At 54.3% G+C, this 20,400-nt stretch carries 1 protein-coding gene; it reads left to right on the top strand.

The features are described from left to right. Positions 1 to 73: 73 nt before the first annotated feature. Positions 74 to 19,495 (top strand): putative Ig domain-containing protein, encoded by a 19,422-nt coding sequence (locus SH139x_RS06315; RefSeq protein ID WP_488354432.1) that lies wholly within the window; start codon positions 74 to 76, stop codon positions 19,493 to 19,495. Positions 19,496 to 20,400 lie beyond the last annotated feature (905 nt).

The raw sequence follows: 20,400 nt of genomic DNA, 5'->3' as shown, positions 1-20,400 counted from the left end.
ATCTTCCAGTGAATTACTTAGCAACCGGCGTCACCGACGGCGCTACCTCTATCAGCAGTTGGAGGACCGGCGCATGCTGGCCAGCGAGCCGCTGGAACAGCTTGTTAACACCTTGGTCCCTCGCCTGCAGACCAGCGAACAACAATCCACGGCCATAGAAATTGCCCCCAACGGCGATACATTAGTCGTATTCAATGGTCGCGGGCCAACTGACAATGATGGAATATTTTTCAGGAGGATTCCTGAGGATGGTGCCGCGTCGACCGATCGGCGTGTCAACACGACCATTACTGGAGCACAGCAGCGACCAAACCTAGCGGTCTATGCAGATGGCAACTATGTCATCACTTGGGACGGTCGCGGCCCGGGTGACCAGCAAGGAGTATTTGCCCGTTGGTATGACGTGAATGACCAACCGTTAACGGGCGAAATTTTAATTAATCAGGTCACCCCCGGCTATCAGGGCAACAGTGATGTGAGCGTTGGTTCCGATGGTAACACCATCATCGTATGGGAGGGAACGTCAGGTAGCGCAGAACCCGAAGGTATCTTCCGACGGTGGTTTGACGCAAACGGAACTGCGATCAGCAATCAACATCGCATCAATGCGACAACGTCGGGCACTCAAAACTCGCCGGCAGTGGTACTCGGCCCCGAGAATCAAGCGATCGTGACTTGGAGTAGCCACGATTTAGCAAATGGTCGCTGGTCAACTCGCTTCGATATTCTCCATGAAACGCCTTTCGTCACAGGTGAGGAACGATTGCCCGCGGCCCGCAACGAGCGACTCGTCTCCGCGGAAACCGCCTCCAGTCAGCAGCAAAGTCGCGTGGGCGTCGATGATATGGGGCGGTTCCTCGTAAGTTGGTCCGGCTTTTCCCCGGAAACGGATTCTTGGAATATCTACAAGCGGCACTTCGCAAATGATGGGACCCCGCTAAGCGCAGCAGACCAATTGGTACATTCACAGCGCGGTGGAATTCAGAAGGATCCTGATTTGGCAATGGCCGAAGATGGTCGTTACGCGATTAGTTGGACTTCAGGAATTCCAGACGGCAGCGGTTGGGAAGTGTATGCCAAATTTTTCGGCTCCGGTGGAGCCAGCAGTTCCGGGGAGTTTATCGTCAGCGAGCAGGCTGGCGAAAACTCGGGGCATCAAAACTACTCAGCAATCGCACTCGGCAGCGGCCCGTTGCAAGTCATTTGGAGTGGCAGCGGGGCGATCGATCGTCGCGGTGTATGGCTGCGTCGCAGCCTGCTTGCGCAACGCCCCAGCATTAATCCGGTACCCCCGCAGACCATTGACGAGCTAACGCCCATTAGTCTTCAGATTACGACGGTCTCCAACAACTCGGAACAACAAATTCGTTATGGTCTCGAGCCATTTTCCCATCCGGCGGGAATGGTCATTCATCCTGTCACCGGCATGTTAACTTGGACACCGAGCGAGTTGGATGGGCCGGGTGTCTTCACGCCCGTTGTCATTGCGGCGGACGCCGATGATCCCCAACTTGCCGATCGCTTGCCCATTCAAATCAATGTCCGCGAGGTAAACCTCAGACCGCAGCTTATGCAGCCAGTCGACGTCACCATTGACGAGGGCAGCCGCTACGAAATTCGATTGCTTGCTGCCGATCAAGACTTACCAGAAAACCAGCTCACATTTTCGTTGCTTGAATCGCCGTCTCCACGACTGCAACTCGACTCTGTGACGGGCGTGTTAAACTGGCCGACGAATGAATTGGATGGCCCTGGCTCCTATCAAATAAGAGTCCAGGTCACCGACAACGGAGTCCCCTCATTACATTCGACTACGTCTTGGACCGTTCACGTTCGCGAAGTCAATCAAGCACCCCATCTGGAACCGATTCCCGACCAGCAGATACCGGAGGAGCAAGCTTGGCAATTTGCCGTCAGTGCCTTCGATGACGATCAACCAGTTGCAGCAACTGGTCTATCCTTTTCGCTGGATAATGCGGCCAAAACTGCCGGCATCACGATTGACAATGAAGGCTTGATCGAGTGGACACCCAACGAGCAACAGGGGCCGGGCAGTTTTCCGGTCACAGTCACGGTGCGTGATGCCGACGGTGCGGAGAGCCAACGGAACTTTACAGTCCATGTCACGGAGGTCAATCAGGCTCCTCAATTGGCAGCGATTGCCAACCAAGCAACCACCATCGGGCAAGAGGTCCGCTGGGTGAACATCGCCAGCGATACTGATCTGCCGGAAAATAGCTTGAACTATTCCATCGATCCAGCAGCTTTGGGGCTGGGTGCGCAAATTAACCCGACCAGTGGTGAATTTACTTGGACACCGGTCGCAGCGGGCGCGTTCTCTTTCCGCATCACGGTCACGGATAACGGCACGCCACCGTTGCATGACAGCCGGTCGGTTTTGATTACAGTAGACACCGCTTTCAGACCTCCACAATTGCAACCGTTGCCCGAACTCACCATACCCGAGCATGACTTGCTGGAGGTCACGATTGCAGCAACACCCGGAGGTGAGAACCGCGAAGTTCGCTACCGACTGAGCGACGAATTTCCAACGCATGCGAACTTGGATGCAATCACAGGTGAGTTTACCTGGCGTCCCTCGGAACGCGACGGGCCGGGACGGTTTGTGATTCCCATCGAAGCATTTGATCCCGCGGCACCTGAGCTCATTGACTCCGATCGCTTAATCATCAATGTGTCAGAAGTGAACCAAGCGCCGACGATCTCTGTTCCGAACGCAATCACAATCAATGAAGGCGACTCACTGCGGGTAATGGCGACGGCGAGCGACGAAGATTTTCCCGCGAATAACCTACGCTTCCGCTTCGCTGACGCAACGGCGATCCCCGCCGGCATGCACATCGATCCGCAAACGGGCGTGATCGAGTGGCAAACCGACGAAGGCTCCGGACCCTTGATGACTCCGATCAGCGTGCAGGTTGTCGATAACGGCTCTCCCCCGTTGCACGATACTGGCACATTCATGCTCACCGTTCGCGAAGTCAATCGCCCTCCCACAATCCAACCGATCGCCGATGTTACGATTGACGAGATGCTGGGCTGGCAATTGGCCGTCACGGCGACAGACCCCGATCTGCCTGCAGATACGCTGTTCTTCGAACTGGACGAGGAAGCGGTGGCGGCCGGTTTGCGAATCGATTCCCAAGGTCTGATTCGCTGGACCCCCGATGAACAACAAGGTCCAGGTACTTATCCTGTTACCGTGACCGTTTCGGATGACGCCATGAATGCGTTACGAACGAGCAGCACTTTCAACGTTCTCGTCAACGAGGTTAACCGACCACCAAATCTCCAACCCATCAATGACTTCGCCGTCCGCCCAGGAGAGTCAGTCAGCTTTACCGCACAAGCTAGCGATCCCGATCTACCAGCCAATCAGCTGAGCTATTCCTTGGCTGGAGAAGTTCCTCCAGGTGCGACGCTCGATAGCCAAACAGGCAGCTTTCACTGGACCAGCAACAGCTTGGCCGAACCGACTTTCTATAGTTTCTGGATCAACGTTAGCGACAATGGCGCCCCGCCACTATCAGCAACACAACCGGTCGCGATTGAGGTGCTTCCGGAAATTTTGCTGCTAACCGAAGATGATCGTTTTGTCACCGCCTACGAACAAAGATTCGAGTTGCTCCCGAACAGAAATCGGCTGCGTTTGCGATTTACAGACTTAAGCTTTGACAACCACGATGCTGATTCCATCAATGACGCTTTTGAAATCGCACTCGTGGACGACCGGGGAATTCCGCTAGCTCCGATTATTAGCCCCAACCGAGACTCATTATTCAACCATACTGAGGATGAAGTCGTGCTGCTGGGTGCGGGCACATTCGTCAGCCACGAAGGCGCAACGACGATCATCGAAATTGATGTCTCGCATCTGCAGGCCGGCATGCCTCTGCGGCTAATCCAGCGTTTGGTCAACAACGACGAAGATAATCAAACTCGCGTGACGCTGTTCCCCGGCGTTGAACAGATTTCGGGACCAGCGAATCTACGAATCCCGCCTGCAAATCCTGCTGAGTTTGCCCCCTCGCCGGTCGCTGCCCAGTCGACCGTTACTGCGAGTGACTGGAGACACCTTACCGATGCCACTTCAGCGGTTGCCCTGGCGTATGACCACACCACCTATGACATTGACAGCCAAGTAGTGGCGGCCGGTGTCACCATCACCAACAATGGTCTCTACCCACTTCGCGGGCCACTTTTATTTACCGTCTCTGAGACCGACAAACTAGCAGTCACACCGATTGACTACACCAACGTAACGCCTCGCGGACAAACGCATGTCTCGGATCTATTCCCACCATCCTTGCTTGGAGCACCCTACTATGACATCACCGCTCTGACCAACAATGGTGACTTGCAACCGGGTGAAGCAGTGAGGTTCATGCTACAGTTTCGCAATCCGACAAATGAAAGGTTTGACTATCGCGGCAGTCTATTGGCAACAATTAATCGTGCCCCGGGATTTGTTACTGACCCACCGCTATCGGTTCGCCTCAACAATCCATACACCTATTTCTCATCCGCGATCGATCCCGAAGATGATCGACTAAATTACCAACTGCAAGCGGGTCCGGTGGGCATGTCCATCGACGCGGAGTCTGGCCAACTGCAGTGGACTCCTGGCCCGGAGGCCACTGGAAGGCACGTGATTGTGATCACTGCGACCGACCCGTTTGGATTGAGCGCCCGCCAAACATATCAGTTACATGTCGTCGATGACCATCCTTTAGCGAACCAACCACCTACCTTTATCACCGCCCCGGTTGTGGATGCCTACGCGAACCAGCAGTACGTGTATCGACCCCTAGCAGCCGATCCAGACTTTGATGCACTGACTTATGATGTCGTGATTGCTCCCGACGGTTTCCAAATGCCGACGGAGAATGCTGGACCCAGCCACGAAGCGAGCCTGGTGACCTGGACACCCACCGTGGCGGACGTCGGCCGCACGTTTAACGTTACGCTCCGCGCCAACGATGACAGAGGAGGGGAGGCTTGGCAAGACTACACCATTCGAGTGCACCCACTTGCGGACAATCTGCCGCCGCTGATCGTCTCGACACCGGAGACCGAGTTTCTGTTGCCGATTTTTCAACTGCCGGAAGCCGTTGGAAACGTCGCCCCCGAGGAAGTTATCGAACTGCTAGCCGTTGGCCAGTCAACCACGTTTCCTGCTTCGGTAACGCTACCTCCCGATACCTTGTTAACAACAGCTGATGTTGTCTTTGTGATCGACGAGAGTGGTTCCATGCGCGAGCAAGGCTGGATGCAAGAGCTGATCCCAGCACTCGACGCGGCCCTGATCGAGAAAGGAATCGGCAATAACCAGTACGCCCTCGTTGGTTATGGATCGTTCAGCGAAATTCCTCGCATCGTTACTGAAACGCTCGACTTCGAAGTCATTCTCTACGGTTCCAGCGGCGTAGCAATTGATCGGCAAGTCGTCCGAGCGGGCACACCCATTGAACCGATCCCATTGCCGACAGATGATGATTATCAACTCGCCGTAACCCGATATCGCCCGTTGCCAAGTGAGCCCTCGGAAGCTTCACTCGACCCGACCGCTGACTTGGACTTTCAATTCATTGCTACGCGTGAAGAGAACTCACCAATCAATCGTGAGAACTGGGGGCACCACTCTGGCACGCTAACAGAAGGACAGACCGAAATTGAGTTTATCGCCTCGGCGGGCGACATGCTGATGATTGATGGCGTGCTGGGTGACGGAGTTTCAGCCAAATTGCGAGATCCAAATGGCAATGTTGTTGCCGCTGAGTTCTCGTTGCTGGATGATTTCTCGCCGACACTGCTCAGACATAGTGGAAGCTACCAACTGCAGTTGACAGGGATAACGGCGACTCCGTTTTCTTTACAATTACTCTCGCCTCTCCTGGACGGATCCTCTTTGAGTTTGGGGCAGACCGTTGAAAGTTCGCTGGCAACCAGCGAACACGTGAGCGTTTACACATTCAATGCTGATGAAGCGAACCAGCTCTTCCTCGATCGGTTGCGTCCGGCAAGCGGTTCTCTGCTGACCAACTCCACTGCTAACTTTGACCTTACCCTCGTCGGCCCCGAAGGCGTTGTCGCGGAGAGCCGCATCCGAACTGATTTATTTGGTGCGGCCCCTCTCGATTTACCCTACGATCTTGGCGCGGTTCCATTAACGCAAAGCGGTGACTATGCGATCATCGTCTCCACCAGCGAGTTGGCGACCCACTCGACAGCCACTTCATATTCGTTTCAGCTTTCTAATCTAGTTACATCAAGCATTCCGCTTTCTCTCGACTCGCCATTTAGCGACGAGCTTGAAAATGCGGCGGAGGCAAACAGCTATGAATTGATTCTGTCGGGAAATTCGTTGCTCTCAGTACAACTCGAGACCCCACAACACGCCGCTGCTTCTTGGACATTGCTTGATCCAACGGGGCTACCCATCAGCAGTGGCGAGCTTACCAACGGTCTCATCATTGACGCCCAACCGATTCGCAGCAGCGGAGAACATCGCCTGCTAGTACAAGCCCATGCGAATAACCTGGAGACGGTTGAATTCGAGCTACTGGCCTCGGCAACTCCCGGTAATATTGACGCTTACTCGGGGCTGCCGTTCGAGCTAAACACGGCCGTCACTGGATCATTTGGCGAAACGGACCGTCAAGATTACACGATCAGCTTGCAAGCCGGTCACGTTGTCTTTCCAACACTGGTGGAACCGCATGGCGATACAGTGGGTTGGCGAATTCTTGCGCCCAGCGGCGGCATTCTATTTGAAGAAACCGGCGGCGATGACTTGCTCCCCGGCACCAAAGTGGATGGTGACGAACTGCCAAATCCGAGGCGTTTAATCGCTCCCGAAACAGGTCTTTATCAAGTCCAAATCCTGCAACAGAGCTTGGCGGAAGCGTTTACGTTTGCCATTGCGGGAGTGGAACATGACCTAGTTTGGCAAGCCAAAACCACAGGACAAACGACTCCCAGCGGCAGCTTGGAAGTATATCGGTTTACGGGACAAGCTGGGCACAGCTTAGAGCTAAGATCCCATGACGACGAAGCGTTGTTTGGTTCAGCGGAAATCGCCAGTGAGCGGGCGAACTACCTCCGCGCGATCGGTGATGTCGAAGATGGCTACTGGGGTATCAATCACGCTTTGGAGCATTTGCCATTTCGCACGCATGCATCACGTCAAATCATCCTGTTAACAGACGAAAGTCGTGATCCGGTCCGACTCGACCTTACCAAAGCACAAATCAAGAGCCAACTCGAACAAGCATCAGCGGCCCTGCACGTCGTGGCAAAGGCCGAATTGAGCCCCACTGATGAGCAACTGACGCCAAACGCGCTGGGCGTTAACATTTCCCCCGAAGTGCCCGTAAGCCAAGATTCTTTTACTTTCTTCTACCCCGATGGAGACGGGACGTTTCATGCATCAGTCGGCAACGGTTTACGGATCGACAACGCCGAAGAGACCACCCGGGAAGATTATGTGGACTTGGCGGTTGAGCTGGACGGGTCGGCTTGGAATATTGAATATCTGCGGGAGCCAGGAACTGCAGGTGAATTGCAGCGAAGCTCGTTTACCTCCGCGTTGGTCTCCACGTTGACCAACGAGATTGCTCGGCAAGCGGTGGTGGATTTAGTCGTTACTCCCGACGACGCGCCGATCAGCGTGGGGGAACCAACGTTTTCGGATCAAACAGTGACTTTTCCGGTGACACTGTTGGGGGATGGTGACGCTTGGAATTTTGATCTGAATTTCATTGATGCTAATCTGCCCGGAGTAACCTATGGCAGCATTCCAGGTGCGATAGCCGCGGCCTACCAATACCGTGTGCGGGCGATTGATCCCGAAGGGGATCCGATCACTTACGGCCTGCCGGGTGCGGAGACTTTAGGGGCCAGCTTTGATGCGAAGGCTCAGCAGATGTACTGGGCGCCGACCGAACCGGGACAGTACTCCTTCATGTCCACCGCAGCCGATCCGCTAGGCGGCGTCGACGAACAACACTGGACGGTGTCAGTCAGTCAAAGTGTCATTGCAAATACACCTCCCACGTTGCTCGAGGTAGATCTACTGGAGACTGAAATTGATCGCCCCTTGAGGCAACGACTTGAGGCTTTCGATGCGAACGGCGATCGCGTTACTTTCTCGCTCATACCCGAGCCGAACAATGGCCACCTACCGCCGCTCGGGATGACGCTCGATCCCTATAGCGGCCAACTTGACTGGACCCCGAATCGTGAACAGATCGGACTCCATCGCGTGCACGTGATGGCCCTGGATGGACGTGGCGGACGCGACTTTACGGAGCTCTCAATTCAAGTCACACCACCACGAACCCACGAGAACAGTAGTCCTAAAATTGAATCCACACCAATGCGTGCCGCGGTGATTGACTTACCTTACCGCTACCAAGTGATTGCCAATGACGCGGACGGTGACCCGCTTACTTACTCGTTGGCTTGGGGGCCAAACGGCATGATGATTGACCCAGAAACCGGCATGTTAGGCTGGGCACCTACGGCCGAGCAAAGCGGCAATCATCAAATCATCATCCGCGTGGAGGACAACCAAGGTGGCCTAGTACTACAAGATTACGTGCTCACCGCAGTCGCCTCAAATATCCCCCCGGTCATCAACAGCACGCCCCAGCTGGTGACCGGTTTAAACCTGCCTTGGACTTATCGACCTACAGCCTTAGATGCGAATGGTGATCTCGCGCAATTCTCGCTCGCAACCGATCAGCCAAACCCATCGGGTGCAGAATTCGACAACAGTTTTAACATCATTCGCTGGACCCCGACTGACGTCGGTGTGTATCAGTTTAACTTGCTCGCTGATGATTATCGTGGCGGCCGCACCTCCCATGTATTTGAGGTTACCGTGCTGGCGGAAGCGCCTCCAGTCTTTCTCCATAAAGTCGATGTAGTCTCACGAATTGGCGAGTCTGTCGAAGCGATCATTTTGCTCGGTGGTGGAATTCAACCAAGCGATTTAACGCTCAGTGTTTCAGAGCAAGCAAGCAGCCAAGGCGTGCAAATCAGCCGAATCACTTGCCCGACAGAGCATGAAACATGCGCGACCGCCTTCAAGCTTCGTTGGCTACCCGAATCGCTCGGTGATTTTTCTTTTCCGCTAATCGCAAGGCACACCAACGGGCTGCAATCAACATCAACCGCCCGCATTCAAGTTGTCTCGGAAAATGCAAACAGCAATCCACCAAAATTCAATTCAACTCCGACCGGGCCGGCGGTTGTCGGCATACCCTGGCTCTATCAGGTGCGTGCGAACGATCCCGAGGGAACGCGAATCACGTACAGTTTGAGCGGAGCTTCACCGGCGGGTATGTCGATCGACGCCGCGACGGGCTTGATTACCTGGCTCCCCAACCATCCCGCCGAACCCCAAGAGATTACCGTGGTTGCCAGCGACGCTTCAGCGGTTTCCAGTGCACACACTTTTATGTTGGCAGCTGTTGAGCGTCACGACAATCTTGCTCCCCGCTTCAATACCATCCCACTCACACAGATTCGCATCGGAACCAACTGGCAATATGCGAGTCGTGCGATCGACGCCGAAGGAGATCGAATCAGCTACGCACTCAATGATGCGGCGATAACGGCTGGTATCGCGGTAGACCAAACAACGGGGCTAGTGACCTGGACCCCTCATCATTTACAAACCGTCGAAGTCGTACTGACCGCCACCGACGCCTTGGGAGCAGCGAGCTCACAATTATTACCGTTGGAGGTAAAACCTGCCAAGAACTCTCCACCTCGAATCACCAGCACCGCATTGGGCCCAGCGATTGTGGGTCAGAGTTGGAGTTACCACCCCACGGCCTTTGATGCCGACGGGGATCACCTATACTTTTCAATCGAATCCTCAGAGACCTACCCGGGGCTTGAAATTGACCACAGGACCGGCCGAGTCACCTACCAATCACTACAATTTAATGTGTTAGATTTTGAAATTGTGGTAAACGACTCAAAGGGCGGCGTCGCGAAGGAACGCGTTCAATTAGATGTAATTGAACGCCCTTTCCAAGACCTTTCCGGCTCTCCGCAAATCACTTCAAAGCCCGCCGGAATCGCTCGCCTGGACCAACCTTGGACCTACCAAGTCACTGCCATAGATCCAAATTCACAAGCACTGACCTACGAGCTGAATACGGAGGCGATCGATCGCGGCGTCTTAATCGACACCACCACTGGTAGACTCACATGGACACCCACCTCACTGACTTCCCAAAGAGTTACTATCACGGTAATCAACGCAGCCGACAAGTCGACGCAACAAACATTTACGCTGCGTGTGCAACGCTCCAATCGATCGCCGCAATTCCTATCGGCTCCAAGCGGAGCGATTTGGCAAGATCAACGCTGGGAATATCCGCTTCGGGTGCAAGACCCCGATGGCCACGCCGTCACGCTCAGTCTGGACGATGCCAGCGTTGAGCTCGGGACGGCAATCAGCGAGGAAGGAATTTTGAGTTGGACTCCTGACCAACTCATGAACACCCAGGTGCAAGTTACGGCGGAAGACGAGTACGGCCTCAACGCAATCCAGTCGTTTGCACTCAATGTCATTCCAGCGCACGCCAGTACAAATAACCCACCCCGATTTATCAGCAAACCACCAATCTCCGCTGGTCTCCTTGAACCATACACGTACCGCGCCGCGGCGATTTCGGCCGATGCCATTTTGTCCCCGCAGTCGCCGATGCATTACCACATCGATCGCGGTCCCATTGGCATGACGATCAATGCGAGCAGCGGCGATATCAGCTGGACACCGAGGCGGTTGGGGAGCGTGGAAATCGAAATCGTTGCCACTGATTTTGCGGATCGCCAAAGTAGGCAGATAGTCCGTCTCGAAGTCGTGCCCACGGTCCGAAAAAATCAGCCGCCGCTGTTCCTCAGCACTCCGCTAGGTCCTGCCGCGCGTGATCTGCCCTACGAGTACCCGTTGCGGGTTGTCGACCATGACGGTGATCGGCTGACCTACACCCTTACCGGCGAAGCTGCGGAGTTGGGGATGCGGATCGATGCCGACGGCGTGCTGCGGTGGCTGCCAACTGATGCTGGTCGATACACCGTAGCGGTGCAAGTCGTAGATTCACTCGGCGGCATCGCTAGCCAAGAGTTCACGCTTGTGGTTCTAGAGAACGCGCCGCCAAGAATTACTTCACTCCCACCCACGCGAATCGCCAGCGGTGAGGAACTGACTCACACCGTTACCGCGATCGATCCGAATGGCGAAACGTTATTATTTCAGTTGGAAGAGGGACCTCTTGGAGCTTTGCTTAATCCAAGCACGGGTGATTTGACTTGGCTGCCAGAGAAGACCGGCGGGCACTCTTTTATCATCTCGGTGAGCGATCAAAACGGGGGATACGAGCGACAAGCTTTCGACCTGCAAGTCTTTGATCCTAACTTAAACCAACCACCTTTCATCATTGGGCAACCACGCAACAAAATCCAATTCGGCGTGGAGTATCGCTATCAAATCACAGCCGTTGACCAAGAGCATGACTCCATCATATTTTCACTGAGCAGCGGTCCAGCGGGCCTCACGGTTACTCCGCACGGGCAACTGCAATGGTCGCCAACCGCTGACCAGCTAACTGATACAGCAGGTCACCCAGTCCGCGTGCTTGCCAGCGACAGTCGTGGTGCCAGCAGTGAAGCGGAATGGATGATTCGCGTTGGTGCAACGGCCGAAAACGAACCGCCGGTGATCCGCGGCACTCCACAGGCGAGCGCGATCGCGGGGCGCGTCTACCAAACTGCACTCGACGCGCTCGACCCCGACGGTGATACCGTCTACTGGTCGCTTACAGGCCCGCCAGCCGGTATGACCATCGGCGACAACGGCGTGTTGCAGTGGACACCGACACTGGATGAGATCGGTACTCATACCTTCACTGCAACCGCGATGGATCAAAGTGGTGCCTCGAACTCCATCGGTTTTCAGATTTCAGTACGAGGCAACAACTCACCAGCACAACTAAGCGGTAATCCGTCGACGCATCATCGTGTGGACACTCACTATAAAGCGACATTTCACTTTTCTGACCCCGACAATGACGATGTGGAGTTAAGATTCCTGACAGGCTTTCCCTCACATGGTGCCACGCTCGACACCTCCTCAGGAGTGATGAACTGGTTGCCCACGGAACTCGGTGAATATCAATTCACCATCAACGCCCGCGACAGCTTCGGCGAGGGAACAACCATAAGATTTTCCCTAACAATTGATGAGACCGGACCTAACGATCCTCCCGAGTTTCTTGATACGGAACCTGGGATTGCGGAAGCCGGATTGCCGTATGCGCGAGTATTTTTGGCGAGCGATCCTGAGCAAGATACGTTGACCTACAGCCTGATCACCGGGCCCGAGAATGCCACGTTCGACGATGCTGGGCTCTTGAGTTGGGATGTGCCGTTGGAGTTGCTTGATCAAACGGTTGAGGTGGTGTTGCAAGCAAGCGACATCGCGGGCAACCAAGCACAATATCATTTCCAGCTATCAGTGCGAGAAGCGAACGAACCACCCGAGATTATCAGCGAACCATTGGACGAGATCGTAGCGGGGCAATTCTATCAATATAATTTCGCGGCGACCGATCCCAACCAAGACCAACTCGATTATCAACTGGTTGCTGGTCCCGCAGGCATGCAGGTCGATGCGGCAACGGGGCGAGTCGAATGGACCAGCACGGCGGCAGATACCGGCGAACAGATAATTTCCCTAGCGGTAACCGACGGCAGAATCAGCGAGCCGATTACGCAGTCCTTCACGCTGCGCGTCGCTGCTGACACGGAGCCACCGACCGTCCACGTTGCGACGGACCGATTGCTGGTGGAACCAAACGAATCGATCGTTTTTCTGCTGAGCGCTTTCGACAACGTTGCTGTCACCGATCGCACCTTGTTCATTGCAGACGAACCATTAGCGACCGACGCTCAAGGGTATGCAGTTTATCGATTCTCCGCACCAGGACATTACACAATTCGTGGAGAAGCAGAAGACGCTGCGGAAAACACAGCCAGCACGGAAATTGACGTCATCGTTCGCGACCCGAACGATCAACCAGTGGAAATTTTCTTTACCAACGTCGCCGAGAACGCTTCGTTTACCGAACCAAGCACTATTCGAGCAACAATCTCCGATCCTGAAAACCAGCTATCCTCCATACGGCTTTTCTTGACCACGAGTGATGGGAGTTTTGCTCCCCGGCTCCTCGCGGAATACCAGGCGAGTGGCGGCGATTTTCTCCCGCCGTTTCAAGATGGTGAAATTGGCACGCTGGACCCGACGCTGCTAAGCAATGGAAGCTATCAACTAATACTCGAAGCGACCGACGCTGGGGAGGGGCTTTCGACGAAGAAGGTGCCAATACAGATTGATGGAACCTTAAAGCTAGGCAGCTATCAATTCGTCGCCACAGATTTACAGATTCCGTTGGTTGGCATGCCGTTGGCTATTCGGCGAGTATACAACAGCCTCGACGCCGATCGTCCCGGTGATTTCGGCGTGGGATGGAATTTGGACGTGGGAGTAACCAAAATTTCAATCGACCCGCAAACACTCGGCGGCGTGGGGCAGGGGAAGTATCAATCGTTTATTGATGGAACCCGACTGCACGTGGTGTTGCCGGACGGCCGCAGCGAAGGATTCACCTTTGCGCCGGACCCAATCCCTGGATTCACTGGGCATCCACCCATTTACCAGCCACGCTTCATCCCCGATCCCGGCAACGAAACCAGCTTATCAGGCCCCGATGAACTAATACGGTTCATCGCTGGACAGTATGTGACCGAGTCGAACGTTGCCTACCATCCAGCCGACCCCGAGCTTGGTAACTTTTATGAGCTGAAACACGGCAATCGATCAGTACGGCGGATCACGGCAAGCAGTGGCAAGACCGAGAGCATTCAGGATCGCAACGGGATCAAGATTACCTTTGAAGAAGATCGGTTTGTCAGCAACACGGGAGTTAGTATCGAAATTGAACGCGACTATCGCAATCGGATCGTGGCGATCGTGGACCCCCGCGGCAATCGCGTTACTTACGACTATAACATTCAAGATCAATTGATCGCAGTCACCGATCGATTCAACAACACGCGTCCAATCGAACAACGAAAATCGACCGTCTTGAGTTATACACAAGAGGGTCCACCGAGATTGCAAAAGGTTGTCGACGCAGACGGTATTCAACAGTTCGCTGGGCAGATCGACTTAAATGGGCGTCTGATCACTCAGCTGGATCCATTTGGAAACCAAGTGAGCCAAGCGGTAGACAGCACGGCAAGAACCAGGAACACGGTGGTCGGCGGCGTATCGCTTGCGGAGACTACCTACGACTCGCGGGGACAGCTAGCAACGATTACCGACTTCACTGGTTCACGGACCGAGTTTACCTTCAGCGCAGCAGGCAAGCCGGAGCAGATAACTCGCAACTTGTATGACGAGGCAACTGGTGAACTCGCCGAACAGTTCGTCTATGCGATGGAGTTGGACGATGCTGGACGCGTGCTCTCGCGGACGGCTCCCGATGGGCAAACCTCGCGGTACATCTACGATCCGTTTACCGGGGAATTCATTGCTGAGATCGATCCCCTCGGAAATCGCACATCGTATGAACTTGACGAGCGTGGGAATCTGTTGAGCATCACGAAGCCGGACCAGCAGATGATTCGGTACACCCGAGACGAATACGGCAACGCCCTGTCAGCTCACCTCGTCGATCTCTCCGCAGGCTCGGCTGGCGATTGTGAAGACTCGCCCCTGAGCACATCTATCTGCTATGCCGAAAGAGTATTGTTTGAGACCGAGTTCGACGACCAGGGGAGGCAGGTACGCCATACTGACAGTTTTGGCAACCATACGACCACCACCTACGATGCCAACAATAACGTGGTGCTGACTGCCGTCACCTCACCCAGTGATAACAGTGGTAAAGTAGTGACCACCTGGAACCATGACGCGAATGATCGCCCCCAAGGAAGGCAAGTGCAGTTGATCTCCAGCACGGGAATCACGCAAAAGTCGACGCAAATTGCGAGGAATTTTGATAACTCGGGGAGACTGTTGAACGAGGCCTCATCAGATGGAGAATCTACATCCAGCCAATTCAACGCGGCTGGCAGACCCGTGATCATGGAGTCCTTGGGAGCGAACGGGGAGACACAACTTATTTATCAGATATTTAACCATCAAGGGCAGCCTGAAATCGTCACCAACCCGGTGCCGTCTGGGCAACTTCCCAATACTGCCAAGCGATTCCATTATGATCTCACCGGGCAAGTCATTCGTACCGATGCTTTAGTGGGATTACAACTCAGCATCGAGGAAGTCGCGGGCCGCCCGCACGTGACTCTCATCGAAGCGGGGCAGATAATCGCGGGGGCAACCGCGGAACCTGATGGCATCAACCACCCCGAGTTGATCGCGACAGAGGATGGTCGCAGCATCATGCGAGTCCGTGATTATCTAGGTCGCACGATTGAAGCGACGACGACCGTGCGAGGAGATGATGGTAGCTCCATCGTCCGCAGAACGAGGACAGCCTACGACGAGTTTGGGCGCGTGTTAACTGCGACAGACCCATTTGACGGAGAGCACAGCGGTCCGATCACTGGCGTACGATATACTTATGATAGTTTGGATCAGCAATTACGCAGCGATCGTGTTTCGGGGCTGCTGATTGAGATCGTCACTCGCGATGATGGCACCCAAGCAGCCGAAGTTGTCGAGCCTGGACAGTTATTAGACAATGATCGTTGGGATTTCGACGATGCGGGGCGAGTCATCCTGCGGCGGGAAACCGATGGTTCGACCGTTGCCATGGCTTACGATGGACGGGGACGGCTCGTGTCTCAAACAACCACCGTGGTATCTGACACGGAGCCGGTGCTGATTTCTTTAACCGTTTACGAGGACGCTCGTGACGACAACCTGCTGTCCATCGTCCAATTAGCACCGGTCACGGCGGCGGAGTTAGGAACCGCTGCAGTTCGCGCGACCAGAACGGTTCGAGACCAAGCAAACCGGGTGCACTTGGTCGAATTCTTGACCAACGTGATTGCGACCGTCGAAGAACTGGCAGGCGGTCGCGTGCAAACCAGCTTGGTGACGGCGGGTCAAGTAGTCGGGCGAGAGACAACCCTCTATGACTCTTTGGGACGTGTTGTTCGCAGCACCAACGCCTCGGGTGGGCATCGCGATTACTCCTATGATCAATTAGGTAACACAATTTCGGTCACCGAAGAAGCATATTTTGACGTCGACCTGGGACTCACGGTGCGACCGCGAACCGAATTCAACTTCGAGGGCAGGCGCCGAATCGCCACAACGGCCGGCGTACGCGTCTTGCCCAGTGGCGAAATCAACCGCGCCGAGCAGCGGGTGGTTAGTTTTGGTTATGACGACGCGGGGCGTGCCAACACAACCATCTTTCCCGACGGCAGCAGCGAGCGGATTCAACACAATGCCTTGAACCAATTGATCGCTGAAATAGACGCAGCAGGGCGTGAAACGCTTTATGAGTATAACAGTGAAGGTGCCTTGAACGCTGTCATTCTACCCCTGATATCGGCTGACGACACGAGCTTGGGAAGCTACCATCCGCGGACGGAATTTGAATACGATGACTGGGGAAACCGCATTGTCACTCGTAGCGGTGTCATCCAGCGCACTGATGGAACATTGGATTACTCTCAAGCGCGCGAGGCTCGCGACTACTACGACGCGGCTGGTGACTTGATCGCCAGTCAGCGACCTAAGGGACTGCGGGAGCAGCGGGAGTACGATGCGCAAGCCCGCATCAAACGCATCATTCGACCTGACCAATCGATTGAATCTTTTGTTTGGTCCGAAGACCCACTCGACCCCGGATTAATCCAAACGGAATATTTCCAAGATGCGGCCAGCTATGCAGCCGGCGAGCCAACTGACTGGACACGTGCGGACACCGACATTCGCGGCAACGTGACACAGGATTTTGCCGCTGGTGAAATTCACCGCAAGTTCGACGGATCGCAGCGCCTGGTTTCTCTGACCACACCGGGAGGTGAGATTCGCTACGAATATAACGCCTTGGGACAACTGCGATCGGCCGCGACCTTTGCCAGAAACGATCCGGAGCAATTGCAGGGACGAGTGGAATACACTTACGATCAATCGGCGCGTTTGGCCAGCGTCACGCTAACACACAGCGATGGGAGCAGTTTGAGTCCGGTTGCTGGCTATCAATATGCCTATGACGTCTTCGGACGTATCCGACGGATCCTGCACCCGGATGGAACCATTGAGCTGTATGATTACGATCTGCTTGGTCGCACGGCGCAGATCCGCTATTTGGTTGAAGATTCCACGCCGCAGACTTGGGAGGACAACCTTGTGCTCGCCAGCTTCGAGTACCACTTTGACCCTGCCGGGAACCGAGAGCGGGTGGTGGAAACCTTCGGCGATCCGCTGGGCCAGCCAATCGAAGTACGCGAAATTGAATTGCGGCACGATGCTGCTGATCGGCTTGTCGAATACGTAGTCACTGACAACCTGGGCGTCAGCGTGACTACTTATGATTATGACGCGGCACACAACCGCACGCAGCAAGGGATCGACCAAGATGCCGATGGGATCGTCGATTTGGCAATCGCTTATGAATATGACTTGGCGGATCGGATTTTAGCGGAAACGCATTGGATTGATGGAGTTGAGTCACTCAATAAGCAATATGAATATCGTCCAGGAGCAACGGCGATCCATAAAGTGACAAGTCGCGATGCTGCCACTGATCTGGTGTTGAGCGAGACTGAATTTACCTATGATTTGCGGGGTTATTTGATTGGCGAATGGGAGAGGACGCATGGTGGCGTGGAGATTTCGCGTAGCCGTGATTTGGTGCGTGGTCCCCACGGCGAATTGATGGAGCAACGTGAGGTCGTTTGGGAAGCGAACGAGATTGTGCATGAGCAAACTCTGCAAATGATCGTTGATCCGCTGAGCCCCAGTGGGCACAGTCAATTGTTCGAGGCGCGTGATCTGGCTACGGGAGCCACCGAGCGACAGATAGTCACTGGGCATCGCGTGCTGGCCGAGTCAGATTCAACGAGCACACTTCATTCGCTCTGGTCAGACGTGGTCGGCTCGACGCGAGTCAAGAAACCATTGAGCGAAGAGTTGAACGCGGTCACACATTACGGAGCCTTTGGCACTCCGACCAGCGATTTGACGACGCTGCACGGATACGCTGGCGAAATACAAAATCCCAGCAGCGGGAGAGTGTTTCTCCGCCAACGAACGTATCAGCCACAATTGGGTCGTTTCTTGCAGGCCGACTCGTTCAGCGGGATCGCGATGGAACCGACCAGCTTGAACCGCTATATCTACTCCAGCAACGCGCCGCTTACCTACCGTGACCCTTCAGGCAACTTGTTCGTGCTGATCGACGGAACTTGGAACCACGATCGCGTTGAATTCCTCGAGGAAGGTGAGGATTTTTCGAATATTAAACAATTAAGAGATGCTTTCCTGACGATTGGCTCACCATCTGACATTATTTATCGACGTGGCGTCGGCAATCCAGTTGATAATAATATATTCGGATCGATGTTAGGAGGCGGATTTGGAATGGGGTTGTTGGACATCATAGCAACTGCCATAAGTCGAACCGTTACAGCACTAACTGACATGAGCGATGAAATCTACCTTAGTGGATTTAGTCGTGGTGGGGTGGCGAGCATCCAGTACGCTCATGAGCTAAAACGCACTTTACCTGCCGCTCGAATTCGAATGATGGCAATCTACGATCCAGTGGGATCGATTTCATTTCCGGGGAACGGAATTAACCCTGGATTCAACTTGAGCTTGGCGGGAAATGTCATGGAGGCAGAAAGCCTAATCGCTTGGCAGGAAGATCGCGGCTTCTTTCCCGGTGTCAACCTGCATAGCCGCCGGGCAAAGCAACGAGTTACATACGGCTTACACAGCGATGTGGGGGGAGGCTACGGCACCGCACCCCTCCAGCTCATCCAGGATGCTTTGTTTCAGTTTCACGATATTCATACGAATGCAGGATTAGCACTCGATCCGGTGGGGGTTCCTTGCCCGCTGTGCGACGGCGACGATTCCCATTATCCCCATTCAGCGGACACCTACTTAAAGCAAGGTGGCAAGACGATGGGTGAACTGGGGCGTCCCATGGTTGAACATCCAATGCCTGGTGAGCTTGGACTAGCCTTTTTTGCTGAGGCCATGGACTTGCGGCGAGTTGGAATTACCCGTGCCGAAGCGAATGCCGTGATGGCAAACTGGATTCCAGCGAAAATGGATGAATTTCACTCGCACGCGGACTTGGTGTCTGACATTCCCATTGTCCAATATTTAGGCCCGGTTTACGTAGCCTGGAACCTTGCCGCTTTACATGCATCTCACATTCATTTCTGGGTTAATCGAATATGAACATCAGTCGCCGAGCAGCGATCGCAACATTGGGCTTGAGTGTAATGCCAGGCTGTAGGTTACTATCCGACCAGCCTTGCATGTACGCGTGTGTCAATTTAACTGGCGGGTGGATCGGAGGGGTATGTAAAATTGGCAAGGTGATAAGTGATTACATTGTCAGCACCCCCCTCACCGCTAATGAAAATTCAGCTCGCACTTCAATACTCAGTGGTTACCGCTGCGAATTTTCCGGAATCGATCCATACTCAATGGAGCCAATAGAAGTCACCGGAAGAATCCCACGTTTACCCTCTGGGCTTGAACACCCTTATTTGTTGCTGTACTTCAAGCGAGGCATGGACATTAAATGCGAATGGAAGAGTCTTCAACGTGCTCCTCGCCGCCTGGAACTTGCTGAAAACGCATCGACCCGCACGGAGTTAGTGCCAATGTTGGTACTTGCACCTCCAACTTCCAGAAGTGCGAGAGCATCCTTCCGACAAAGACCAGAGCCTTTTGGAGGCTCTGCTGCGACAACATGGACATCACAGCCAAAAGGGACTGTGCAGAATTCTCTTATTCTTTACCTCGCCTCTTTAAGTCGATCAAACCAAATTCAAATTTGCTTTGCTGATGGTCATAGAATAGGTGAGGGCCCGACATGGCGGACTATGCTTGATCTGAGAGATGTCCCGACGGGGAGTGCCCAAGACAATGCCTTCTGGCTGGAAACAGAACAAGACGGAACCTATCGGCTCGGACGGTTCCAAGTACCTTCGATGGTTGAACGAGAGTTACTTGAAATGTACGCAAACCAAAAGCTGACTCGTCCCACCAATTTTCTTACAGGTCGAGCGAAAATGACTCCGCTATACAAAATGCCGCTGCGCAACGGACGAAGCACGGTACAATCACCCGACCTT

This window comes from Kothea flammea (assembly GCF_052161645.1).
Lineage (GTDB): Bacteria > Planctomycetota > Planctomycetia > Pirellulales > Pirellulaceae > Laterigemmans.
Note: the sequence above shows the minus strand (reverse complement) of the source record. Positions and strands in the feature narration are given on the sequence as shown.